This window comes from Paenibacillus sp. EB106-04-04-XG159 (genome assembly GCF_058791835.1).
This window is the reverse complement of record NZ_JBYTDY010000001.1, coordinates 246,727-266,964: the sequence shown is the minus strand read 5'-3', so window position 1 is coordinate 266,964 and position 20,238 is coordinate 246,727. Positions and strand designations below refer to the sequence as shown.

General features: G+C 51.7%; 15 protein-coding genes and 1 riboswitch. Of the genes, 4 read left to right on the top strand and 11 right to left on the bottom strand.

Going from position 1 to position 20,238, the window contains the following annotated elements; translation table 11 throughout:
* Window positions 1-35 precede the first annotated feature (35 nt).
* Window positions 36-455 carry a hypothetical protein gene (locus tag AC3WTP_RS01215; protein ID WP_492392755.1) on the top strand — a complete coding sequence of 140 codons (420 nt, stop codon included), beginning with the start codon at window positions 36-38 and terminating at the stop codon, window positions 453-455.
* Between the two features lie 96 nt (window positions 456-551).
* On the opposite strand, the gene AC3WTP_RS01210 is transcribed toward AC3WTP_RS01215, so the two are convergent.
* The 3 genes from AC3WTP_RS01210 to AC3WTP_RS01200 all read right to left on the bottom strand — a co-directional run bounded on the left by AC3WTP_RS01210 (window position 552) and on the right by AC3WTP_RS01200 (window position 5,970).
* Complete coding sequence (locus AC3WTP_RS01210; RefSeq protein WP_492392754.1) at window positions 552-1,040, bottom strand: CcdC family protein; 489 nt, start codon at window positions 1,038-1,040, stop codon at window positions 552-554.
* A gap of 286 nt (window positions 1,041-1,326) precedes the next feature.
* A complete protein-coding gene (gene hrpB, locus AC3WTP_RS01205; protein WP_492392954.1) occupies window positions 1,327-3,915 on the bottom strand; it encodes an ATP-dependent helicase HrpB in 2,589 nt (862 codons plus the stop codon).
* Between the two features lie 261 nt (window positions 3,916-4,176).
* Window positions 4,177-5,970 (bottom strand): S9 family peptidase, encoded by a 1,794-nt coding sequence (locus AC3WTP_RS01200; protein ID WP_492392753.1) that lies wholly within the window; start codon window positions 5,968-5,970, stop codon window positions 4,177-4,179.
* A gap of 233 nt (window positions 5,971-6,203) precedes the next feature.
* Here AC3WTP_RS01200 and AC3WTP_RS01195 point away from each other — a divergent pair, with 233 nt between their 5' ends.
* Complete coding sequence (locus AC3WTP_RS01195; protein WP_492392752.1) at window positions 6,204-7,082, top strand: Rossmann-fold NAD(P)-binding domain-containing protein; 879 nt, start codon at window positions 6,204-6,206, stop codon at window positions 7,080-7,082.
* Window positions 7,083-7,098: 16 nt separating this feature from the next.
* On the opposite strand, the gene AC3WTP_RS01190 is transcribed toward AC3WTP_RS01195, so the two are convergent.
* From AC3WTP_RS01190 to AC3WTP_RS01165, 6 genes are all read right to left on the bottom strand, one after another.
* Window positions 7,099-7,614, bottom strand: a complete 516-nt coding sequence (locus AC3WTP_RS01190) for a VanZ family protein (protein ID WP_492392751.1) — start codon at window positions 7,612-7,614, stop codon at window positions 7,099-7,101.
* 136 nt (window positions 7,615-7,750) lie between these two features.
* A complete protein-coding gene (locus AC3WTP_RS01185; protein WP_492392750.1) occupies window positions 7,751-8,101 on the bottom strand; it encodes a GIY-YIG nuclease family protein in 351 nt (116 codons plus the stop codon).
* A 17-nt stretch (window positions 8,102-8,118) separates the two neighbouring features.
* On the bottom strand, window positions 8,119-8,880 hold the full coding sequence (locus AC3WTP_RS01180) for a DUF2087 domain-containing protein (protein ID WP_492392953.1): 762 nt from the start codon (window positions 8,878-8,880) through the stop codon (window positions 8,119-8,121).
* Between the two features lie 186 nt (window positions 8,881-9,066).
* Complete coding sequence (locus AC3WTP_RS01175) at window positions 9,067-10,497, bottom strand: amino acid permease (RefSeq protein ID WP_492392749.1); 1,431 nt, start codon at window positions 10,495-10,497, stop codon at window positions 9,067-9,069.
* 190 nt (window positions 10,498-10,687) lie between these two features.
* Window positions 10,688-11,266 (bottom strand): GNAT family N-acetyltransferase, encoded by a 579-nt coding sequence (locus AC3WTP_RS01170; RefSeq protein ID WP_492392748.1) that lies wholly within the window; start codon window positions 11,264-11,266, stop codon window positions 10,688-10,690.
* Window positions 11,267-12,054: 788 nt separating this feature from the next.
* Window positions 12,055-15,240, bottom strand: coding sequence for an efflux RND transporter permease subunit (locus tag AC3WTP_RS01165; protein WP_492392747.1), 3,186 nt, complete (start codon window positions 15,238-15,240; stop codon window positions 12,055-12,057).
* A gap of 172 nt (window positions 15,241-15,412) precedes the next feature.
* Between AC3WTP_RS01165 and AC3WTP_RS01160 the strand changes: the two genes are divergently transcribed.
* Together AC3WTP_RS01160 and ade are read left to right on the top strand one after the other, a co-directional pair.
* Complete coding sequence (locus AC3WTP_RS01160; protein ID WP_492392746.1) at window positions 15,413-16,288, top strand: TetR/AcrR family transcriptional regulator; 876 nt, start codon at window positions 15,413-15,415, stop codon at window positions 16,286-16,288.
* Window positions 16,289-16,407: 119 nt separating this feature from the next.
* Window positions 16,408-16,509, top strand: a riboswitch (purine riboswitch).
* 65 nt (window positions 16,510-16,574) lie between these two features.
* On the top strand, window positions 16,575-18,341 hold the full coding sequence (gene ade, locus AC3WTP_RS01155) for an adenine deaminase (protein WP_492392745.1): 1,767 nt from the start codon (window positions 16,575-16,577) through the stop codon (window positions 18,339-18,341).
* Window positions 18,342-18,510: 169 nt separating this feature from the next.
* On the opposite strand, the gene AC3WTP_RS01150 is transcribed toward ade, so the two are convergent.
* Both AC3WTP_RS01150 and AC3WTP_RS01145 read right to left on the bottom strand, forming a co-directional pair.
* The gene (locus tag AC3WTP_RS01150; RefSeq protein WP_492392744.1) at window positions 18,511-19,356 is read right to left on the bottom strand and encodes a polysaccharide deacetylase family protein; all 846 of its coding nucleotides are present in this window, start codon (window positions 19,354-19,356) and stop codon (window positions 18,511-18,513) included.
* A 227-nt stretch (window positions 19,357-19,583) separates the two neighbouring features.
* Entirely contained in the window at window positions 19,584-20,072 is a 489-nt protein-coding gene (locus AC3WTP_RS01145; RefSeq protein WP_492392743.1) for a MarR family winged helix-turn-helix transcriptional regulator, read from the bottom strand.
* Between the last annotated feature and the right edge of the window lie 166 nt (window positions 20,073-20,238).

The window sequence follows — 20,238 nt, the reverse complement described above, 5'->3', positions numbered from 1 at the left end:
CTTAACCTCGTATTCTGTACGGGGAGGAATTCATCATGTCATTCATATCAATCATATTCCTTTGTATTTCTATTATCCTAGTTGGTGTAATTCCTTATGTATTATGGAGAGGGCTGGAGCGAGGCAAGAAGTGGACAGATATCTTTACATCAACAATTATATTACTACTGCTCTTCTTCATCTCTGTCGGCGAGGTTATGCGTTCATTTCTGAACGATGCAGGTATGGATCTTTATATAAAGTTCGTACTTATTTTGTTTATATTTATTGGCGTTTTACCGTTGATTATTATTACTATACAGAATATGAAGCACAGCGGGCAGAAGTGGCAGGACCCCGCCACCTATAAGTATGTATGGTTGTACAAGATTCGCCACACCTTGCTAGTATTGCTCGTGTTAGTCCTGCTTCTTGGGATATATCAATTGTTCTATTTAATCAAGTATTTATATTAATCTTTTACATATTTAAATCAGTTACATATACTAATCATTTACATATTAAAAAAATCAAAGTCCCTGCATTCTCTAGAAGAAGCAGGGACCTCTTAATTATGACGCTACTGTGCGTTCAGTTAGCTTGCGATACTGTGCATACATGGCAATCCGCCAAGGCAGCAACATCCCGAATGCTAGGATGAAGAATATACCGGCGCTTTGAGACACGCTAACATACTGTTCAACTACATCATGCATGAGGAGACGAATGATCAGCAATCCGATAATAACGATGATAAACATATTGGAACGCTTTAAATAAATTTCTTCACCGATCCGCTCAAATTTCGATGTCCGAATCAAAGGATAAGAAAATAAGAGAGCGCCAAAGAGAAAAGCACCAATTGCATAGCTCCATGGTATACGCATCGCCGGTACAATAAACATGGAAAAACCGGTCGCCATGCCGATTGGAGGCATAATAATCTTCTTTGCAGATGTAGGCTTATTGGTCGCTTTCAATCTAAGTATAATTACTGTCACTCCCATAAACAGCGACATAAGAATGGACATGAGTTGTGCTGTGCTTATCGAAAATGTCATGAGGTTACACCACCAGTTTATATGTTAATGACCCACTGGTCATTTTGTTGATGTAACCTATCTTACACCCAAATGAGCAAAATAACAAATGGTTTTCATTTACATTTATATTTACATTTATTCGGCTAGATCGCTAACTGTAAGCCGCGATCGAGGCAGAGGAAGAGCAGCCCTATGTGCTGCCATCTCATTGCTATCCCTATGACTCAGGCAGTGCATGGCACGGTCTGAATCAGGGATAGCATATGGTTGGAGATTATGAACCTGAGCTTAGAGGTACAACACGTCAGTTCGACGTTCCAGGTGGACGTACGCGGCGGGTTGCCACCGCCTCCGTCGGATCTTCCGGCCAGTAGTGCTTCGGATACCGGCCCTTGAGGTCTTTCTTAACTTCAAAGTAAGTATGACGCCAGAAGTTGTCCAGGTCCTGCGTCACCTGCACCGGTCGGTGCGCAGGTGAAAGCAGTTGTATCGTCAGCGGGACGCGCCCGCCCGCTATGCGCGGCGTGTCCCGCATCCCGAACAGCTCCTGCAGGCGCACAGCCAGCACGGGCTGTTCGGGGTTGGTGTAGTCGATGCCGATGCGCGATCCGCTCGGCACGACCAGATGCGATGGCGCATCGCCATCGAGCTGCTGCCGCTGTGCCCATGGCAGCAGCCCCTCGAGGAGCGAGGCCACCTGCAGCTTCTGCAGGTCGGCCTTGCTCCGCAAGCCGTACAGATGCGGCGCGAGCCATTCATCCGCTGTCGCGGTGAGCGCCGCATCTGAGACGTCCGGCCATTCCTCTGGCCGGTGGACGTGCATGAACTGCAGCCGCGCTTGCATTTGGCGCGCGGATTTGGTCCATGCCAGCATCCCGATGCCGTCGGGATGTGCGGCGATGCCTGCGAGCAGTGCTGTCAGCACGGCGTCAGGATCAGGGCTCGCGCATGTCCGCTCCTGCAGCACGAGCGCGCCGAGCCGCACTTGTTCGCGAGCGCGAACCGCTTCCGCGCTGCGATCCCACGCGACTGCTTCTACTTGCTGAATCTGTCCCGCTAATGCGCTGCGAAGCACAGACAGTGAGATGGGCGCAGCCAATCGTATTCGGCTGTCCGTTCCCTGATCATCCAGCTCTGTCGCTACAATATAGGGCGAGTATGTGACCGGATGACGCCCTGCGTGCGGCGTAAACGCAGCCCCGCGTCCATTGCTAAGCAAGTATCTGCCGTCTGTACGACGCTCACCGATTCTATCGGGATAAGCCATTGCTAGCAGCAGCCCCGCCCGCTCTTCATCTGGTGTGAGCAAGGATGGCGCCCCCGTCTCAATGTGATCGAGGGATGAGGCTTCTTGTATGACTCGTGTTAAGCGGCGCGTTTCCTCTTGAACGCGATGGAACGTGCCGCGATCTATATGTGGCATGTCTAGGACATTCGAATGCTGGCGTACAGCTTCAAGTCGTTCGCGAATATCTGGACTCGGCTCAGAGCGGCCGTCCACACCGCCGCTGCGGAATAGATCCCGCTCCTGCAGCAATGCCGCTAAGCTGCAAGCATCTTCGCTCATGCCGAGCTCAGCTGCCGCGAGCAGCATGTGCGCGAGCCGCGGGTGCAGCCCAAGCCGCGCCATGCGGCGGCCATGATCTGTTAAGCTGCCCGCGCCGTCGAGCGCATCAAGCTTCTGAAGCAGAGCGCGTGCCTGCTCCAGCGCTGCTTCAGGCGGCGGCGTCAGCCAGCTAAGCTGGGACGCATCCTGCGCGCCCCATGCAGCAAGCTCCAGCGCGAGCGGCGCAAGATCGGCGTCCGCAATCTCTGGCGTGCGATGCTCCGCCAAGCTCCCGTGCTCCGTCTCTGACCAGAGACGGAAGCAGACGCCGGGGCCGAGCCGTCCCGCACGGCCGCGCCGCTGATCTGCGGCGTCGCGGGTGACGCGCTCCGTCACAAGCCGCGTCATTCCCGTCCGCGGCGAGAAGCGCGACACGCGCATAAGCCCGCTGTCGATAATGACGCGCACACCCTGCACCGTTAGGCTCGTCTCGGCGATGGAGGTCGTGAGCACGACCTTGCGCTCGCCTTCGCGGCCTGGCGCGATCGCCGCGTCCTGCGCTTCCTGAGCGAGCTGACCGTATAACGGCAGCACGCGCACTTCAAGCCCGCTCGCATCCCGCTTCACTTCTTGCCGGCGCAGCTCACCCTCAACGCGGCGGATCTCACCTGCTCCCGGCAGGAACACCATGAGATCACCGTCCTCCGATTGGAGAGCAGCGATCACCTGCTTCGCAACCGCCGCTTCCAGCGGTTCGCTGGCCAGCTTCGGCGTGTAATAGGTCTCTACGGGATACGTTCGTCCCGTACTCGTGATCACCGGCACGCCTCCCATAAGCTCAGCCACAGGCTCCGCGTCCAGCGTCGCAGACATGACGAGCAAACGCAGATCTTCGCGCAACACCGCTTGCGCTTCCAACGCTAATGCCAACCCTAGATCCGCATGCAGATTCCGTTCGTGGAACTCATCGAATATAACTAGTCCGATTCCTTCCAAGGACGGATCATCCTGCAGCATGCGAGTCAACACCCCTTCCGTGACGACTTCTATCCGAGTCTCACGGCTCACCTTCGTGTCCTGGCGGACGCGATACCCGATCGTCCCGCCTACGCGCTCGCCGAGCGCTGCCGCCATCACCTGCGCGGCCGCGCGAGCGGCCAGCCTCCGCGGCTCCAACATCACGATGCGCTGGTCCGCCAGCCATGGCGCATCAAGCAGCGTCAGCGGCACGCGCGTCGTCTTGCCCGCTCCCGGCTCCGCGACCAGCACCGCTCCGCCCTTCGCCGCCAAGGCGTCCGCCACGGACGGGCACACCTCGTCCACTGGCAGCGGCGCTTTCGCCTGCAGGGCTGCAATCAGCCCCCCAGGCGCCCGCCCTTCGTTGCTCTCATTGCCAATCGTATCTCTCACGCTCAAACCTCCGCTATCCGTTCAGGGTTTGTCCCCGACATGATGAAAGTAGCTGCATTATACCCGCTCTGTCAGCTTCGTGCAACTCCCTCCGCATGCGCTGATGGCAACCCCCTCTGCCGTACCCTGACAAATGAAAAACCGCCCCCCGCCTTGGCCATACCTGGCAGAGGGAGGAGCGGCAGCATGAATATATAATTACTTGCAGCGTTCCAGGAACTCGACCATACGGCGGTACGCGATCTTCTCGTTCGCTTTCTTCGTAATGCCGTGGCCCTCATCGTCGAAGACTAGATATTCAATATCGCGGCCCTTCGCGCGCAGAGCCTCGACGATCTGGTCGGACTCTTCCTTCACGACGCGAGGGTCGTTCGCACCTTGAATGATCAGCATCGGATTGACCATATCGTCCAGATAGGTGATCGGAGAATCTTTAATGAAGCGCTCGCGATCCGTTTCAGGATTGCCAATCCAGAGCTCCATCATCGGTTTCCAATGCTCAGGAACCGAATTGTAGAACGTGAACAGGTTGCTCACGCCGACGATGTCGATCGCAGCGCGGAAATATTCCGGGTTGCGACCAGCAAGCAGCAGGGTCATGTACCCGCCGTAGCTGCCTCCCATAACGAACAGCTTCTCTCGACTTGATATGCCTTGCTCGAACAACCAATTCATACCCGCTAAGCAGTCTTTACGCGGACCTTCTCCCCAGTCCTGCTCGACCAGCTTCACGAACGAGCTGCCATAGCCCGAACTGCCTCGGAAGTTCGGGCAGAAGATGTTATATCCCTGAGCGATAATGTACTGGAACATCGCCCGGAATTGCTTCCGCTCCGCAGCTTGCGGTCCGCCATGCGGCCAGAATACCGTGTAGCCGTTGGCCGTTGCTTCCTTCGCGCGATACAGCATCGCCTCGATCTCCATACCGTCAAACGACTTGTATGTCAGCACCTCCGGCGCAACCATATCATCCTCCGTTAAGCCGACCATGACATTCTTGGTCACCATGCTCCATTCGTCATTCGCATAACGGTAGATGTTATATGGCTTCACGGCGCCCCGCATCAACAGGTAGAGGTTGCCCGCGCGCGTCACTTGGATTTGCTCCACGATATCGGATGGCAGCGGAATCGACTTAAGCTCGCCGCTATCCAACGAATAGGCATACAGCTTATCGGCCACGCCTGGATCCGTGACGATATACAAGGTGCGGGATTCCTTATGCCAACGCAATGCACTAACGCTTTCTCGATCGATATGGCATAACGGCTTAAAGCTGCGGTTGGCGATATCGTACTGTGCTACATACGCGAATTCAGAATCATAGTCGGTTGCAAACAACAATAGATTGTCTTCAGCAAATACAACCTCACTCGCCAAATGAACCGTTTCAGGCGACGGCGTTATGCACTGATCCTCTTCCCCTTCACGGCGAACATAGCTGACTCCGTATGTGTTAGCGTATATCTTCGAATAGACGATCGTCTTCTCGTCCGCGCTCACGGCAGTAAGCTCCGTCAATGCATCTTTGCCTTCCAGCACCAGCTTATCTTCCTTCGTCTCCAGATCATAGACCCGCGCGTTCAAGAAATTCGGATTATCCTTAGAAGTAACGTAATAAATACGCTTATGATCCTCAGACATATGTATATATTGATGTTTGTCTTCCGGTGATGCTTCTATTAATGGCAGCGGTTGTCCGCCGTTCCAAGGCAGCGCATGGAACTGGTAATTTTCATTGCCGTCGCGATCGAAAGCTGTCAATATATAACGACCTTCAGGATCCAGCTTGATCGTATTGCACAGCTGATCATTGTATGTCAACGGGAATGGATAGGTTGTATCCCCGCTCAGATCCATGGCCCACAGGTTAAACTTGCCGTTCATGCTGCTGCTGAATACGATCCTCGACTCATCTGCATTTACTCCAAACTGACGAATAAGATAAGTCTGAAAAAATTGCTCTACATCCGGCTTCGGAAATTCGATCATTTACTGCTGCCTCCTCTATTCATATCTATTATCCATAGGTTAATAAGCGCAAGTATATTTCCATGGATTTCCTCCAATTATATTCCTTATATAGGAAGAAATAAATCAACCTGAAGACCGATCTTCTGTCAGACTCTAATAGATGGAGAATAATGAAGATGGGAAGAAGATAACATGTAGATAAGCGATGAAGCTGAAATAGCTGCTGATCTAATCAATAGAGGAGGATGATCATGGGGAACGTACTAGTATTGGGCGGTACGCAGTTCTTTGGCAAACGACTCGTGCAGAAGCTGATCGATGCCGGCGAGCAGGTTACGATCGCGACACGAGGCAGAAAAGCCGATCCGTTCGGCGATAAGGTTAATCGCATCGTGCTGGACCGTGAAAGCTATAAATCTATGCGGACAGCAGCCGCGTTAGCAACATGGGACGTCGTCTACGACAACATCTGTTTCGCGCCGGATGACGCTGTTCACGCCTGTAACGCATTCGCTGGCAGAACGAAGCGATATATTATGGTATCGACCTTATCCGTATACCCATGGGGTGATTCTCTAAGCGAAGACGCCTTCGATCCGTATGACTACCCTGTTGCATACGGAACCCGACACGACTTCAGCTACGGTCAGGGCAAACGCTTGGCGGAAGCGGTATTCTTCCAAGAGGCAACCTTCCCGGTAGCCGCTATGCGGATTCCGATCGTTATGGGAACTGACGATTACACCCAGCGTCTTGTACTGCACATCGACCGAATCGCGCAAGGTCAGCCGATCGGCCTGCCCGCTCCGCAGGCGGCCATGTCGATGATCACTTCGGATGAAGCAGCGCAATTCCTATTCTGGCTTCGGGATCAGGAGCTTACGGGTCCTGTTAACGCGTGCTCGGTTGGCGCAATCTCGATCGCCGATATGCTGGCGGAAATCGAGCGCAATGTCGGTAAGCAAGCGATCATTGAGCGTGAAGTAACAGATGCTAACAGCTCTCCGTATGGCATATCAAACGATTGGATCATGGACCATACGAAGGCTGTAGAAGCAGGCTTCCAATTCACGAAACTTGCGGATTGGTATCCTGCATTAGTGAAGGAGCTTACGCGGCAGCATAAATAATCCGCCCATACGCAGCTTAATATCGGAAATTTACGCGGCGGGGATTGCGCCGCCTTGCGAATAAACCGACTATAACGTAGCAGAGCACGACGAGCGCGATGCCGATACTGTCAACCCCTACATCAATTGCATGGCCTGTCCGCCCTGTGACAAAGCTCTGATGCCACTCATCAGACATTGCATACAGCAGCGAGATGGACGCACCTAGCGTGACTGCCTTGGCTCGATTCCAGCCAAGCGCCCGAAAGGAATGGATGACAAGAAAAGCAAGCAATGCGAATTCGGCCACATGCCCCCCCTTGCGGATGAAGAATTCGATGAAGTCGTACGGCAGCTCAGATGTCACGAGCTCCCCATCATAATAAAATTCCACGTTCGGCAGATAGTTCACTACCGACTGCGGAAGTGCGGATGCAAGCGATGGACGCAGATCTTGTTCAATATAGGGCTGCGAGGATTTATAGAATATAAATGCCATCCATATGAGTGTAATAAGGAGCCACAACAGGAATTTCTTTTTGCGATAAGTCATTAAAGTAGGTCCTCCTGCTTTTTTACCCTATTCTATCGATAGTACTCGGAAAATGAAAGGGATCCAGACACGCTGAACAGCAAATGTCCCCACTTTGTAAGAAAGTGGGGACATTATGGTCTTCTCTATCGGCTTCTTATGCCTGCAACCGCTCTTTCCATTGATCCAGCATCTTCTTCAACATAGGTTTATATTTCATCCGTTCCGCATCACTGGCCAAGTACTCTTCCTCAGGCTTGATCTCTTCCAGCTCGATCAGCTCGAACGTTTCCTCACCATACTCATTCCAGTCCTGCTGCAGCTTGCGGTCTACAAACCCACCCGAGTTCAGCTGTACATACAGCCTGTTCCAGATCTTATCCAAGTCCATGCTGCTGTTTACAAAGTAAGAACCCGTCACTTTGTTGCGCAGTTGGAAGATCCCCATTCTGCGGTGCGTGTGCGCATACTCGTGCGCGATTTCCTTCAAGCGTTTGCGATTATCCATCTCGATATTCCTCCTCATTAAGTGAGCCAATACTGACTTCCGTCATCCTGGCGGCTCATCAGTCCATATTCAATCAAATATCGCCGCAGCGTGACATAATCACTCTGAGCGGTCTTCAGAATCTCATTAACTACCTTCTCTGTATATACCCGACCTCGTTCAAAGCGGTTCAGGAGATGACGCAGAATGACGACCTTGCGCTTCTCTTTCTTCGGGAATGAAGACAGCTTGCCGTCCAATCCATCCTTAAAATATTGCTGCAGGATCGCTCCCTGCTCTTCCTCCGTCACAGCAAACCGTTCATCGACGAGCGGCGCGGCTTGATATACAGGGACCCACTTCGGCTCATGCTTATTGTGATCTTCCAGCATCTCCATCATAGTCAAGAAGAGCTTAGCTTGCTTCATCTTCTCGCGAAGTGTAAAGCGGTGGTTGCGGATGGTGGAGCCGCTGCCGCCGCCCAAGCGCTTGACTACTTCACTGTCGCTCAACCCTTCATAGAACATGCCCATAAGCTCCTTCTGAAGCTCAGTCAGCCCTGTTTGCTTCTTGCTCATCCCAAGCAGCACATGGAACATCGATTGATGCTCCTCATGAACATGAAGCTTCATCTTCTTCTCAGCAGTGAGCCCTAACCCCTCTTCCACGCCAGGATAAATGACCCCTTCTTCATAACACTGACCGCATGCTAGGCATACATACTGCTCATTATCGTAGACATAGCCTCGCTTCAGCTCTGAGATCGTCGCCTCGGCAAACAGCTCTGTAGTATCTATAATCATAAACATAACCTTCCCTCGTTTGCAATAATATAGACATATTATCAAATTGTTTAGTAATTATCAATGATGCAAACATGTATATTTGTTCTTTCCACTACTTGTGCTCGTTCACAGTACAGCAAAAAGGCCTGCTTCGCGCAAATGCGCTTATCAGGCCAATAACTAAACAATCGAATGTCTTGTTTATGACGGCTTGCGTTTTCCCCTTGCCAAGGACGGAAGGATCAAGCCCAGTCCGATCAAGATGAAAGGTGTTGCGACGTTTAGCGTAAGCTGGAAATACCATTCGCTTGTAAACATTTCGACCTTCGGAAACATGCCCATGAGACAGGCGAATGCAGTGAATACGAAACACCATAAGCCAATGATGAAACCAAACGTGTGGTTCTTAACGAATTGGTAGTTGGAAGTAAACTTATGCGATAGCCGCATCAATGCCATGAAAGCAGCGAATACCCATAAGTATCGCAGCGGCATGACGATGGAGTTCAGATCCAACAGCCAGTTGAACAGTGAGTTCATCTCTCCGATCCCGAGCGCGGGAACGATGATAAGAATCCCGACGAGCACCGCCGTCATGAGGTATCCATTGATCGGTGTGCCGCGGTCGTTCATTTTCAAGAGCGACTTCGGCACGTAGTTCTCATCCGAGTCAGACAACAGCACGCGCAGCGGCGCATCAATGGAGAAGGCTAATGCTGAGATCTGAGCCAACACATTAGCCAACGCGTAGATGACCATAATCCAGTTGCCCACTCCATAGTACTCGCCAAGAATCTGGAAGGCGTAATACTGCCCATTCATCTTTAAGTCGGGCGGGATATTGTTCGCATTGAACATCAGCCCCATGGCATACGATCCAAGCAGGGCGCACACCGCGACCATTATAGCCAGCGTGAGCATGCCGCGTGGAAATTCTTTGGACGGGTTATAGGTGTTGTTGACGTACGGAGATATCTTCTCCGCTCCGCCCACGGCGAACACGAGCATCGACAAGGTTGTGAAGTATGCAAAGTTAAAGTCAGGTATGAAGGTGTTGAATGTGATATTCGGAGTGGCGACTTCTACACCTCTTATTGACGGCGCGGCAAGAGCCAGCAGAATATATAGCAGCGACATGACAAAGATGGACATCCCTGCGAACGTCCCTATTCGCCTTAAGGAGGTAATCCCCCGCGAAGCCATCGCTAGAAAGATAAGAAAGATGATTAAGCACAGCGTTTGAACCATCAGAGTAGACATCTCTTTTACCAAAGAGCCGTTACCCTTCCACGCCCAACCAAATGCAATCAGGATCGCTTGCGGCTTCTGCGCCAGGTAAGGGATATGAACTACCCAATAGGTCCATGCCGCAAAATATGCGGTGCTTGGCCCCATCGTTTCCTTGATCCAGCTGCTCACTCCACCCTTGCCGTGCGTGAAGGTTGAGCCTAACTGACCCACCATCAAGGCATATGGAACGAAGTACAGCGCAATGATGAGAATCCATGACGTAATGACCGTCAGCCCTTGGTTAGCGTAGTTGTTAACGACATTGCCGAATCCCCATACGGAAACGAAGGCCATAAGCGCAACGTTGTACCATCGCAGTTTCTTGATTTGATTGTCATTCATAAATGCTTGATCTCCCCTTCAGTCACGGCATGTACCCAAAAAATGTTTACTTTAACTTTTCCAGTTCTGCGCAACTTCATGCATCGGAAGGAGATCAAACGTATTCTAACACCCATAATTAAAGGCTCACTCCCCCTGCTAAGGTGGAGCAAGCCTCTATGGTTTGTAGCCGCTTATATTGCGTTGTAGATTATAGATCAGCTGGAGGAGCAGGATCGTCTGCATTTTTCACATAAATCAAATTATCGGTCCACGCACCAAACTCATAGATGAAGCCCTTGCGAGTACATTCGTACTCCATGCCGATGCTCTTCGCAAGCGCGATTGAAGCCGGATTATCTGTGTTAATATGCGCCTCAACTCGATGAAACTTCAGCTCCGTGAAGGCAAGCTCCAACAGCTTGCTCGCCGCTTCCTTCCCATAGCCCTGGCCCCAGTGCTGGTTGTGCAGCGCGTAGCCCATCCTTGCCCACTGAAACTCACCGCGTATGAGCGTCGCCACATCCACCCCGCCCAGACTAACGCCATCTTTCTTGCGGAATATGCCAAACACATAAGCGACATCGTCTGCAGCCAGCTTCTGAAAACGTTCAACTCTAGTCTGGTACTGTTCCTCCGTGTATCCGCTCATGTTCTGCCATCCCGAGTCATGTTTATGGACTGCTAGCTTGCGTTTGTGCAGCTGTTCAAGCCAGTTGGAATAGTCCCCTATTTCATAAGGACGAATGATTAACCGCTCCGTCTCTCCTGCAATGTTAAATGGTGTCATGCTGTATCCTCCTGTATCGATGCTTTCATCATACCACTCACATACTTCGGCGTAGCCGGAGAACAGCATCGGAAACTTGTATTGGGCGCGGACACACAGGACGTTATTTGTGAACAAAACCGCTGATTTGCCACTCTTGCGGACCGTGAGGCCGTTATTTGCTTCAAAACATCAGATAATAGCTAACTTTCAGGCAAATAGCGTCATCTGAGTCCGTAAAACTTAGAATCAGCCTCATATTCGCAAAATAGCGTCCCCTGTGTCCATTAATATTTACATAATATGTATATCGTATAGAGTTCGACGATCGGCTGTTCCACTCCTCCACCGTCTAAATATTGACATCCCAACTGTTGTTGTGCTATAATACTGAGGTTGTATTAACTAACCCCATATGTTCCTCAAAGAAAACCAAAGATATACTATCTTAGATTCCCGTAGCAATTGATTGTTTTCACACGAGAGTTGCGTTACTTATCCTGTCGTTGCAGATTTCAGATTCACACTGGAGCGGTCATTGGAGCCGCAAGGACGAAAGAGAGGCAGGGCTTTTGTCGGATTGGAAAGAGGTTTAGGTACCGTAACATTCTCCAGCAAGGAACCAGTCCCCGTATCGCGGCTTAGCCGGGCAGGGGTTAAATACATGATAAAGAGGCGTGGCTCAGTTACGAGTCACGCCTCGTCCAATATTTTGGCCCCCTTGTTAGAACGCGACCTGCGGTCGGAGTGTTATGGAGGGGGCCTTTAAGGGCTGTTCCGGTTGTAGTTGACCGGAGCAGCCCTCTTGCTTATGCAGCCGCTCGTTGCTGCTTATCCTTGCGGCGCAGCTTCATGAGGCTCTCGTACACGATCGGCACGATCACGAGCGTTAGCAGCGTCGAGCTCGTCAGGCCGCCGATGACCGTCACGCCGAGGCCGCGGGAGATGATGCCGCTGCCTTCTATGCCGAGCGCCATCGGAATGAGCGCGCCGATTGTCGCGATGGCGGTCATCAGAATCGGACGCAGACGAGTCCCGCCCGCTTCCAGCAGCGCTTCACGCGTGGACATGCCCTCGTTCTCCTTATGGATAACGCGGTCAATCAACACGATCGCGTTCGTCACAACGATACCGATCAGCATCAGCATGCCGATCATAGCTGAGATACTGATCGTTTCACCCGTGATCAAGAGCGCCACCAGCGCGCCGATAACGGTGAACGGCAGCGAGAACAAGATCGCGAACGGCGCTAAGCCGCCGCCAAACGTTACGACAAGAATAAAGTATACGATTGCAATTGCCGCAGCCATTGCGACTCCAAGCTGGGTAAACGATTCCTGAATGTCGGCTGTTACACCGCCAGTCGTAATCTCAACACCCTTCGGCAGCGACATGGCATCCACTTGCGCTTGAACTTCCTTGGACGCAGTCGATACATCTGCCGAAGTAATCTCAGCGCTCACGTCGATAACCAATCTACCGCCACGGCGTGTCACAGTATCCGATGTCGTACCCTTCTTCACATCAACGACATCTTTAATCGCAACAGGCTGACCCATACGGCTCATCATTTGACGTTCGAGCAATTCGTCAATCGATCCGTACTTGGCTTCTTCCACCTTAATATATACATCCAACTCTTGGCCGTCCTTCTCGACGGTAGTGAGCACCGGACGCGTACGCTGCTGGCTCAGCGTCATGCCAACCTCAGCAGTAGTTAAGCCAAATTTGCTCAGCTTCTCTTGATCGATAACGAGCGAATATTCATCATAAGCTTCGCTTAAACTGGACTTTACATTTTTCAGATCCGCGATTCCAGAAAGTCTTGATTCGAGCTCTTCAACCACTGGCTTTATCGTCTTCAGATCTTGACCATACACATAGAGCTTCATGCCGCTGCCGCCGACCCCACCCATGGCGAAGTCCATCGTACCCCATGTGCCCGTTTCTGTCTCCGCTTGAAGATCCTTCAGCACCTGACTCTGTTCATTCGCAAAGTTCTTCGTGTCCTTGTTGTAGGCAACGAAGAAGAGCGCTTGATTGGAGCGTCCCGGACTGAATGGATTCTCGCCGCCCAGTGAATATTGAACCGTCTCGACACCCGGACGATTCATAAAGAATTTCTCTGCTTGCTCAGTAACCTTAGCTACATTCTCTAAGGTTTGTCCTGGCGCTGGTTTATAGGTAGCGACCACCATCTTCTCCTGATCGGACGGGATAAAGCTGACACCGATCAGCGGCGTCAAGAACAAGCTGCCTGCCAGCAGAATAACCGCAGCTGATGAAGTGATAATCTTATGATTTAGGCACCACTCCAACAAGCGCTTATAGGAGCGGCTCAAACGGCTCGGGTGCTCATCATGGTGATGCTGCTGCTTGGACTTAACGCCATTCTTGAACATGGAGTGCGCCATCACAGGTACGACCGTAATCGCGACCAGCAGGGAAGCCAGCAGAGCGAATACAATAGTCAACGCGAATGGCATAAACATCTCGCCGATCATTCCCCCTACTAAGCCAAGCGGCAGGAATACAGCGATGGTGACGATCGTCGAGGACATAATCGGCATGAACATTTCCTTGGTCGCTTCACGGATCAAGTCTCTGCCCTTCAACGTTTCCTGGCGCAAGGTCATGCGGCGGAATATGTTCTCTACAACAACGATGGAATCATCCACGACCCGCCCGATAGCGACCGTCATTGCCCCAAGTGTCATCATGTTCAACGTAATATCCATCTGATTCAGCAGCAGTACCGCGATCAGCAGCGATAACGGAATCGATACGATGGAAATGAGTGTCGTGCGGAAATTGCGCAAGAACAACAGGATGATCAGCATCGCAAAGCCTGCGCCGAACAACGCCTTGCTTAACATCGTGTTAACGGAATCTTCAATCGGCTTGCCTTGGTCAAACGTCGTAACAAACTCCATATCAGGATAGAGCTCTTCAAAGTCCTTGATCAGAGCTTTCACATCGTTAACGACCTCAACCGTATTCGCGTCAGCGCCCTTAATGATCTGCAGGCCAATGGCATCCTTGCCATTCGTGCGCGAGATAGATTCCGCCTTGCCGATCACTTCAATCTTAGCCAATTCACTAAGCTTAACCGTAGGCAAGGAAAGGTTAGCAGGCATCTGCTGCGTCGGTACTCCGGCTGGAGGAATAGCCGCTCCAGTTGTTGGCGCGCCTCCTATAGCACTGCCTGCCCCTGGCATCGCGGTCATACCGCCTTGACCGCCTGCGGCGACAGGGCTATACGGAATTTCAAGATTGTTCAGATCTTCAACGGACAGCACTTTGCCGTCTACGACTACCGATTGCTCCGTGCTGCCGAATGTATATATCCCTAGTGGGAACTGGAGATTCGAGGCTTGAATCATGCCTTTGACTGCTTCTTCCGACAAGCCGTACTGCTTAAGCTTCTCAGGGAGGAACGTGATCTGGCCTTCATTTACATATTGGCCTGTGATCTGCACCCCGCCGATGCCATCCACGCCCTCCAGCTTCGGCTGAATGACCTCTTCGACCTGCTTCGTCAGCTCCGCAAGCGATTCTTGGTCATTCGAGATGCTCATCCCGACTACCGGGAAGGCATTGAAGCTTAACCGCGATACTTGCGGCTCTTGAACATCTTCCGGAAGCTTCATATTCGATATTGATCGTTTAACTTCATCTTCCGCCTTCTCCATGTTGGTCGAATAGGAATATTCGATCTGCATCTGCGATACATTCTGGAATGATGACGAACTAACTACTTTGACGCCGTGCAGATTCTGCAGCTGCATTTCCATCGGCTTCGATATCTTCTCCGCCACTTGCTCCGGTGTCGCGCCGGGATAGATGGTTGTCACCGTGACGAGCGGCACCGTAATGTCGGGAAGTGTCTCCATCTTCATCTGCGTACCGGAATACAGTCCGCTGGCCGTTATGATAATCGTCAGCAGCCATACAGCGAATTTGTTCTTTAACGTAAAGTTAATCAATCCATTCAATACGCTCTCTCCTCCTTGAATCTCTACTCCTGGATAAATAGTTCCCACCTTGACTGACTGGTCATAACATCCCATAATATAACTGACTAGTCAGTTTCAGTCAACCGCCTAAGGGCTGATTATTGTGCTTATAAGATTTAATGAAGATCGTATTCTTGAAGGAGCGTATTCTGTGAAAGAGAAAGAGAAGCTGATCATTGAAACAGCCATGAAGCTGTTTGCCCAGAAGGGTGTCATGGCGACTTCGATTCAAGAGATTGCTACCGAGAGCGGGATCTCCAAGGGGTCCTTCTATCTTTATTTTCCGTCAAAAGAGGCGCTCTTGCTCGCCATTCTGCAGCACTACAGCCATCGGATTGAGCTGCGAGTGATGGAAGTGGAAGCCAAGGGTCTGCCTTTTCGGGAACAATTCCAGCGGCAGATTGAGGTGCAACTAGATGAAATCAAGCACCATAAGGACTTCATCATTATGCATTCTAGAGAGTTTGCCATACCCTTCAACCAGGATATAGCTGTATTTGTTCATCGCATGCGGGCGGATACCAATCGATTCTACCGAACCAATCTGCTAAAGGTATACGGAGAGATCATAACCCCATATGTACATGACCTTACGCTGATGATGAATGGAATGATGTCCGCTTGCTTTGAGCTGATCGTATTTGATAGGGCCAACCTCAATACGCAGCATATGACTGCCTATATCATGAATCGAATGGATAGTCTTGTAGAGGGATTGTGCCGCTCGAAAGAAGAACCGTTGCTGATGAACGATGTATGGATGGATATGCACTGTCTGAATGGGGCAGCAACTGAACAAGGAGACACTTCGGCTATTCTGTTGAAGCTCGTTGAGCAGGCGATTGATTCCGCCGTTCGTCAATCTGGCAGCGAACATCTAGTCATGACGCTTGAGCTTCTACAGCACGAGATGGAGGCAGATAAGCCCCGTCTTCCCCTGATCGAAGGGATGCTTCATAATTTAGGAGCATATCCTCAGTTGCATGCGCTTCGCGATCACATCCGAACGTATTATCAATTGAATTAGCATAGCACCCACAAGCGCGCGAGGATCGCCGCGATCAAATTGAGGATAGTTGATGTTGAATAATTCCATTGGCTTGACGAGGTGCGCGCTTCCCGATAAGATGATGTACAACTCAATACCTTCATTTGTTACAACTGCTTCGTATAGTACCGGAAATATGGTCCGGAAGTCTCTACCAAACTACCATGAATAGTTTGACTACGAAGAAAGGTTTCTTTACGCGAACTCCGCACTATTCAGCCTTTCTTCTCCTACTGATCATAATGAACAAAGGAGAAAGCATCTTATGAATTCGACCAACCAGCAGCTTCAGCATTGGATCGCTGCGGCCAACAAGCGCCAGCCAGCAGATCTTATCATCCGCAACGCAAGGATCATTGATGTATTTAATCTAGACATTATCGAAGGCGACATTGCAATCGCAGACGGCCGCATCGTAGGCATCGGAAGCTACGACCAGGCGGCAGAGATCGTCGATGCCAATGGCCGCTACGTCTGTCCATCCTTTATCGATACTCATGTTCATATCGAGTCGTCCATGGTAACTCCGCCCGAGTTCGCACGCGTGGTGCTGCCGCATGGCGTCACTACGGTGGTAACTGACCCGCACGAGATCGGCAACGTCTGCGGCGAGGCCGGCATCCAGTACATGCTGGATGCCTCTGAAGGTCTGCCGCTTGATGTGCGCATCATGCTGCCGTCTTGTGTGCCATGCACACCGTTCGAGCATGCCGGAGCACAGCTGACCGCCGATAAGCTGCGGCCGTTCTACGGTCATCCGCGCGTGCTCGGCCTCGCCGAGGTGATGGATTATCCCTCGGTGGCGAAGGGAGACGCGGACATGGTGCGCAAGCTGGCTGACGCCGCGGATGCGCAGTGCTTCATTGACGGGCACGGCGCCGGGCTCGACAGCGATGCGATCAATGTGTATCGCGCCGCCGGCATCCGCACCGACCATGAGTGCGTGGACGCCGAGCAAGCGCTGGAACGGCTGCGCCGCGGCATGTACATCATGATGCGCGAAGGGTCGGTTGCGAAGGACGTGAAGGCGCTCGTCCCGGTAGTGACGCCGCACAATGCGCGCCGCATCGTGTTCTGCACCGACGATAAGCATCTAGACGAGCTGCTCACGGAAGGCAGCGTCGATTACAACGTGCGGCTCGCGATTCAGCGCGGCTTATCGCCGCTCACCGCTATTCAGATGGCGTCGCTGAACGCGGCCGAATGCTTCGGCTTCACAACCAAGGGTGCGATCGCACCAGGTTACGAAGCCGATCTGCTCCTGCTCGATAATCTGGAGCAGGTGCAGATCCACCGCGTATACCGCGGCGGTCGGCTCATCGCCGAGGACGGCCGCTATGTCGGGCCGGAGCTGCCCGCGGCCGTGCCGCCAGCTCCGCTCACGGCGACGGTGAACCTGCCCGGCGGCATTGGTGCCGAGCAGCTTCAGCTGCCGATAGCCGCAGCGCCAGGCACAGCTGCCCGCTGCCACATCATCGGCATCGCGCCGAACAGCCTGATCACGTCCCACCTCATCGAGGAGGTGGACACGGCTGACGGCTGCTTCCTGCCTTCGATTGCTAAGGATCAGCTCAAGATCGCCGTGTTCGAACGCCATCAGGCAACTGGCAACGTCGGCCTCGGCATCGTGAAAGGCTTCGGCCTCTCATCTGGGGCCATCGCCTCTACTGTGGCGCACGACTCGCATAACCTTGTCGTCACGGGCACGAACGACGCTGATATGCTGGTCGCGATTGAAGCGCTGCGCGAATCGGGCGGAGGACTCACCGTCATTAAAGACGGCCGCGTGCTCGCGCGATTAGAGCTGCCGCTTGCAGGCCTGCTCGCAACCACTCGCTACGAGGCGGTGCTCGAGCAGCTCGCGACGCTGCATCAGGCGCTGCACGAGGTAGGGGCATCGACCGAGTTTCATCCTTTTGTGACACTATCATTCCTCTGTCTGCCTGTTATACCGGAACTAAAGCTTACCGATATGGGGCTGTTCCATTTCGGAGATTTTGCGCATATGGATGTTAACGCACGAACGGACTAATCCTATTATCATGATCAGGGTTTACGGTAGATCCACAGCTTCTGCTGAAGCAACAACATAGATGATCGAAACGCTAATAACCGCGCTGCATTTCTTGGACTCTTCCAAGACTACAGCGCGGTTGTTTGATTGGGCGATTCACATCTTCCTAGCCATGTTCCAAGTTTGTTCACTTCTGCTTATCACCCAGCAATACGGGTACCGTCACGAGTTCATAGCCTTGATCCTGCAGCTGCTTAATGATTCGCGGCAGCGCTTGAACCGTTCCGCTAAGATCTTCGCCCACACCGCCAGCGCCATGCTGCAATATGATGGAGCCCGGCTTCACATGGCTTATCACATTGGCCTCCACCTGATCTGCGTTCAGCCCTTTCCAATCAAGGGAATCCACGTTCCAATTGACCACCTTCAGCTTCTGGCTGACAAGCCACTTGAGCTGCTCCTCATTGATGTTGCCGTATGGTGTACGAATGTATCTCATCCGATAGCCGCCTGTAATTCGTTCCACTGCCTGCTGCGTCTTCAGCACTTCCTCATGGAATACAGCATCCGACTCCTTCGGAAGGTTGCGGTGTGAATAAGAATGGTTGCCCAGCACATGTCCTTCATTTACCAGACGCTGTATTATGTCCGGATTCTTCTCCGCTCTATTGCCCACCACGAAGAATGTCGCCGGCACTTGGTACTTCTTCAAGACATCCAGCACCTGTACTGTAAAGTTCCGATCGGGTACATCATCAAATGTCAACGCTGCGCGCTTAGGGTAGCTCGGGCCCTTAAACACGATGTTGGATTTGTACTTGACCCGAAGCTGCTCCAGCGTAAGCGGCTTAACCTCTTTGCGTGTCGTTTCTTCATTGCCGCCCGAAAGCGGTGGAGTCGCTGTATTATATACCTTGATCTGGCTATCATTGCTTGTATTTTGGGCTGTCGAGTTGGATGAACTGGAAGTACAGCCAGAAACAACAACCAACAGCAACATCATCATTACCAATATGAGCTTATGTTTAATCATTCGGCATCCTCAGCCTCCTATGTAGAACCAGCATGCAGTGTTAAGCAGAGTCCCAACATCATGCCCGCTTCCGATTGCTCGCAACACCGTACCGTTTCATAATCAAGCAGCGCTGCCATTAGAATGCCTAAACGAATAGTTCTTTATCCCTTTATATCGTCTTAGATTCCCGATTGAATGGTCTGTTATACGAGTCCGCATAGAAGCCATGCTGCTTCATCAGCTCGTCATTCCTTTCCACTCTCCTTGACGTCCTCTTCCTCTCGATACTGCTCCTTCATACTACTGTGATAGTCAAACAGCTTATTCAGCAATTCCGCCAACTTCTGCGCGTCTTCTTCACCTAAATAATCGATGAGCCCCTGAGTATGCTCTCTAGCTCTTTGTCTGCCGATCGCTGTTAATTGCTTACCTGCGTCTGTAAGACCTACTCGAACAGCGCGGCGATCTTGGGAATCGCTTATTCGTTCGACTAATCCCTTCGCTTCCAGCGCGTTAATCAGCTGTGACACTGTAGGTGATGTCACCCGCAGCAAGCTGCTGATATCCGAAACACGCATAGCCGGCTCTTCTTCACTTGCTTGCTCTTGAATCGCAAATAATACCATCATCTCGCTGCGCTTCTGTCCTGCGAGCATTCGCTGCTGCCACTCCGCACGATTGAACTTAACAAATGTCTCAATCAGTTCTCTAGATAATGAATGTTCTTCCGACATAACCGATCACCTCTTCATACAGCTTTCCCCATTATTCGTACGGCTTATCAGTTCCTTTCTCTTCGGTTTCAGCCTCATTTCACCTCTCTTCACCGTTAATCGCCGTTTATACTGGCAAGTATGTCGCTACGTTCAAATATCGCTTGTTAACTGCTTTAATCTACGA

Bases quoted from the DNA above. Each gene is read 5' to 3' on its own strand.
- AC3WTP_RS01175 (WP_492392749.1), bottom strand. From the start codon at position 10,497: ATGAATGACAATCAAATCAAGAAACTGCGATGGTACAACGTTGCGCTT.
- AC3WTP_RS01200 (WP_492392753.1), bottom strand. From the start codon at position 5,970: ATGATCGAATTTCCGAAGCCGGATGTAGAGCAATTTTTTCAGACTTAT.
- AC3WTP_RS01190 (WP_492392751.1), bottom strand. From the start codon at position 7,614: ATGACTTATCGCAAAAAGAAATTCCTGTTGTGGCTCCTTATTACACTC.
- AC3WTP_RS01215 (WP_492392755.1), top strand. From the start codon at position 36: ATGTCATTCATATCAATCATATTCCTTTGTATTTCTATTATCCTAGTT.
- AC3WTP_RS01150 (WP_492392744.1), bottom strand. From the start codon at position 19,356: ATGATTAAACATAAGCTCATATTGGTAATGATGATGTTGCTGTTGGTT.
- AC3WTP_RS01170 (WP_492392748.1), bottom strand. From the start codon at position 11,266: ATGACACCATTTAACATTGCAGGAGAGACGGAGCGGTTAATCATTCGT.
- AC3WTP_RS01185 (WP_492392750.1), bottom strand. From the start codon at position 8,101: ATGGATAATCGCAAACGCTTGAAGGAAATCGCGCACGAGTATGCGCAC.
- ade (WP_492392745.1), top strand. From the start codon at position 16,575: ATGAATTCGACCAACCAGCAGCTTCAGCATTGGATCGCTGCGGCCAAC.
- AC3WTP_RS01195 (WP_492392752.1), top strand. From the start codon at position 6,204: ATGGGGAACGTACTAGTATTGGGCGGTACGCAGTTCTTTGGCAAACGA.
- AC3WTP_RS01145 (WP_492392743.1), bottom strand. From the start codon at position 20,072: ATGTCGGAAGAACATTCATTATCTAGAGAACTGATTGAGACATTTGTT.
- AC3WTP_RS01210 (WP_492392754.1), bottom strand. From the start codon at position 1,040: ATGACATTTTCGATAAGCACAGCACAACTCATGTCCATTCTTATGTCG.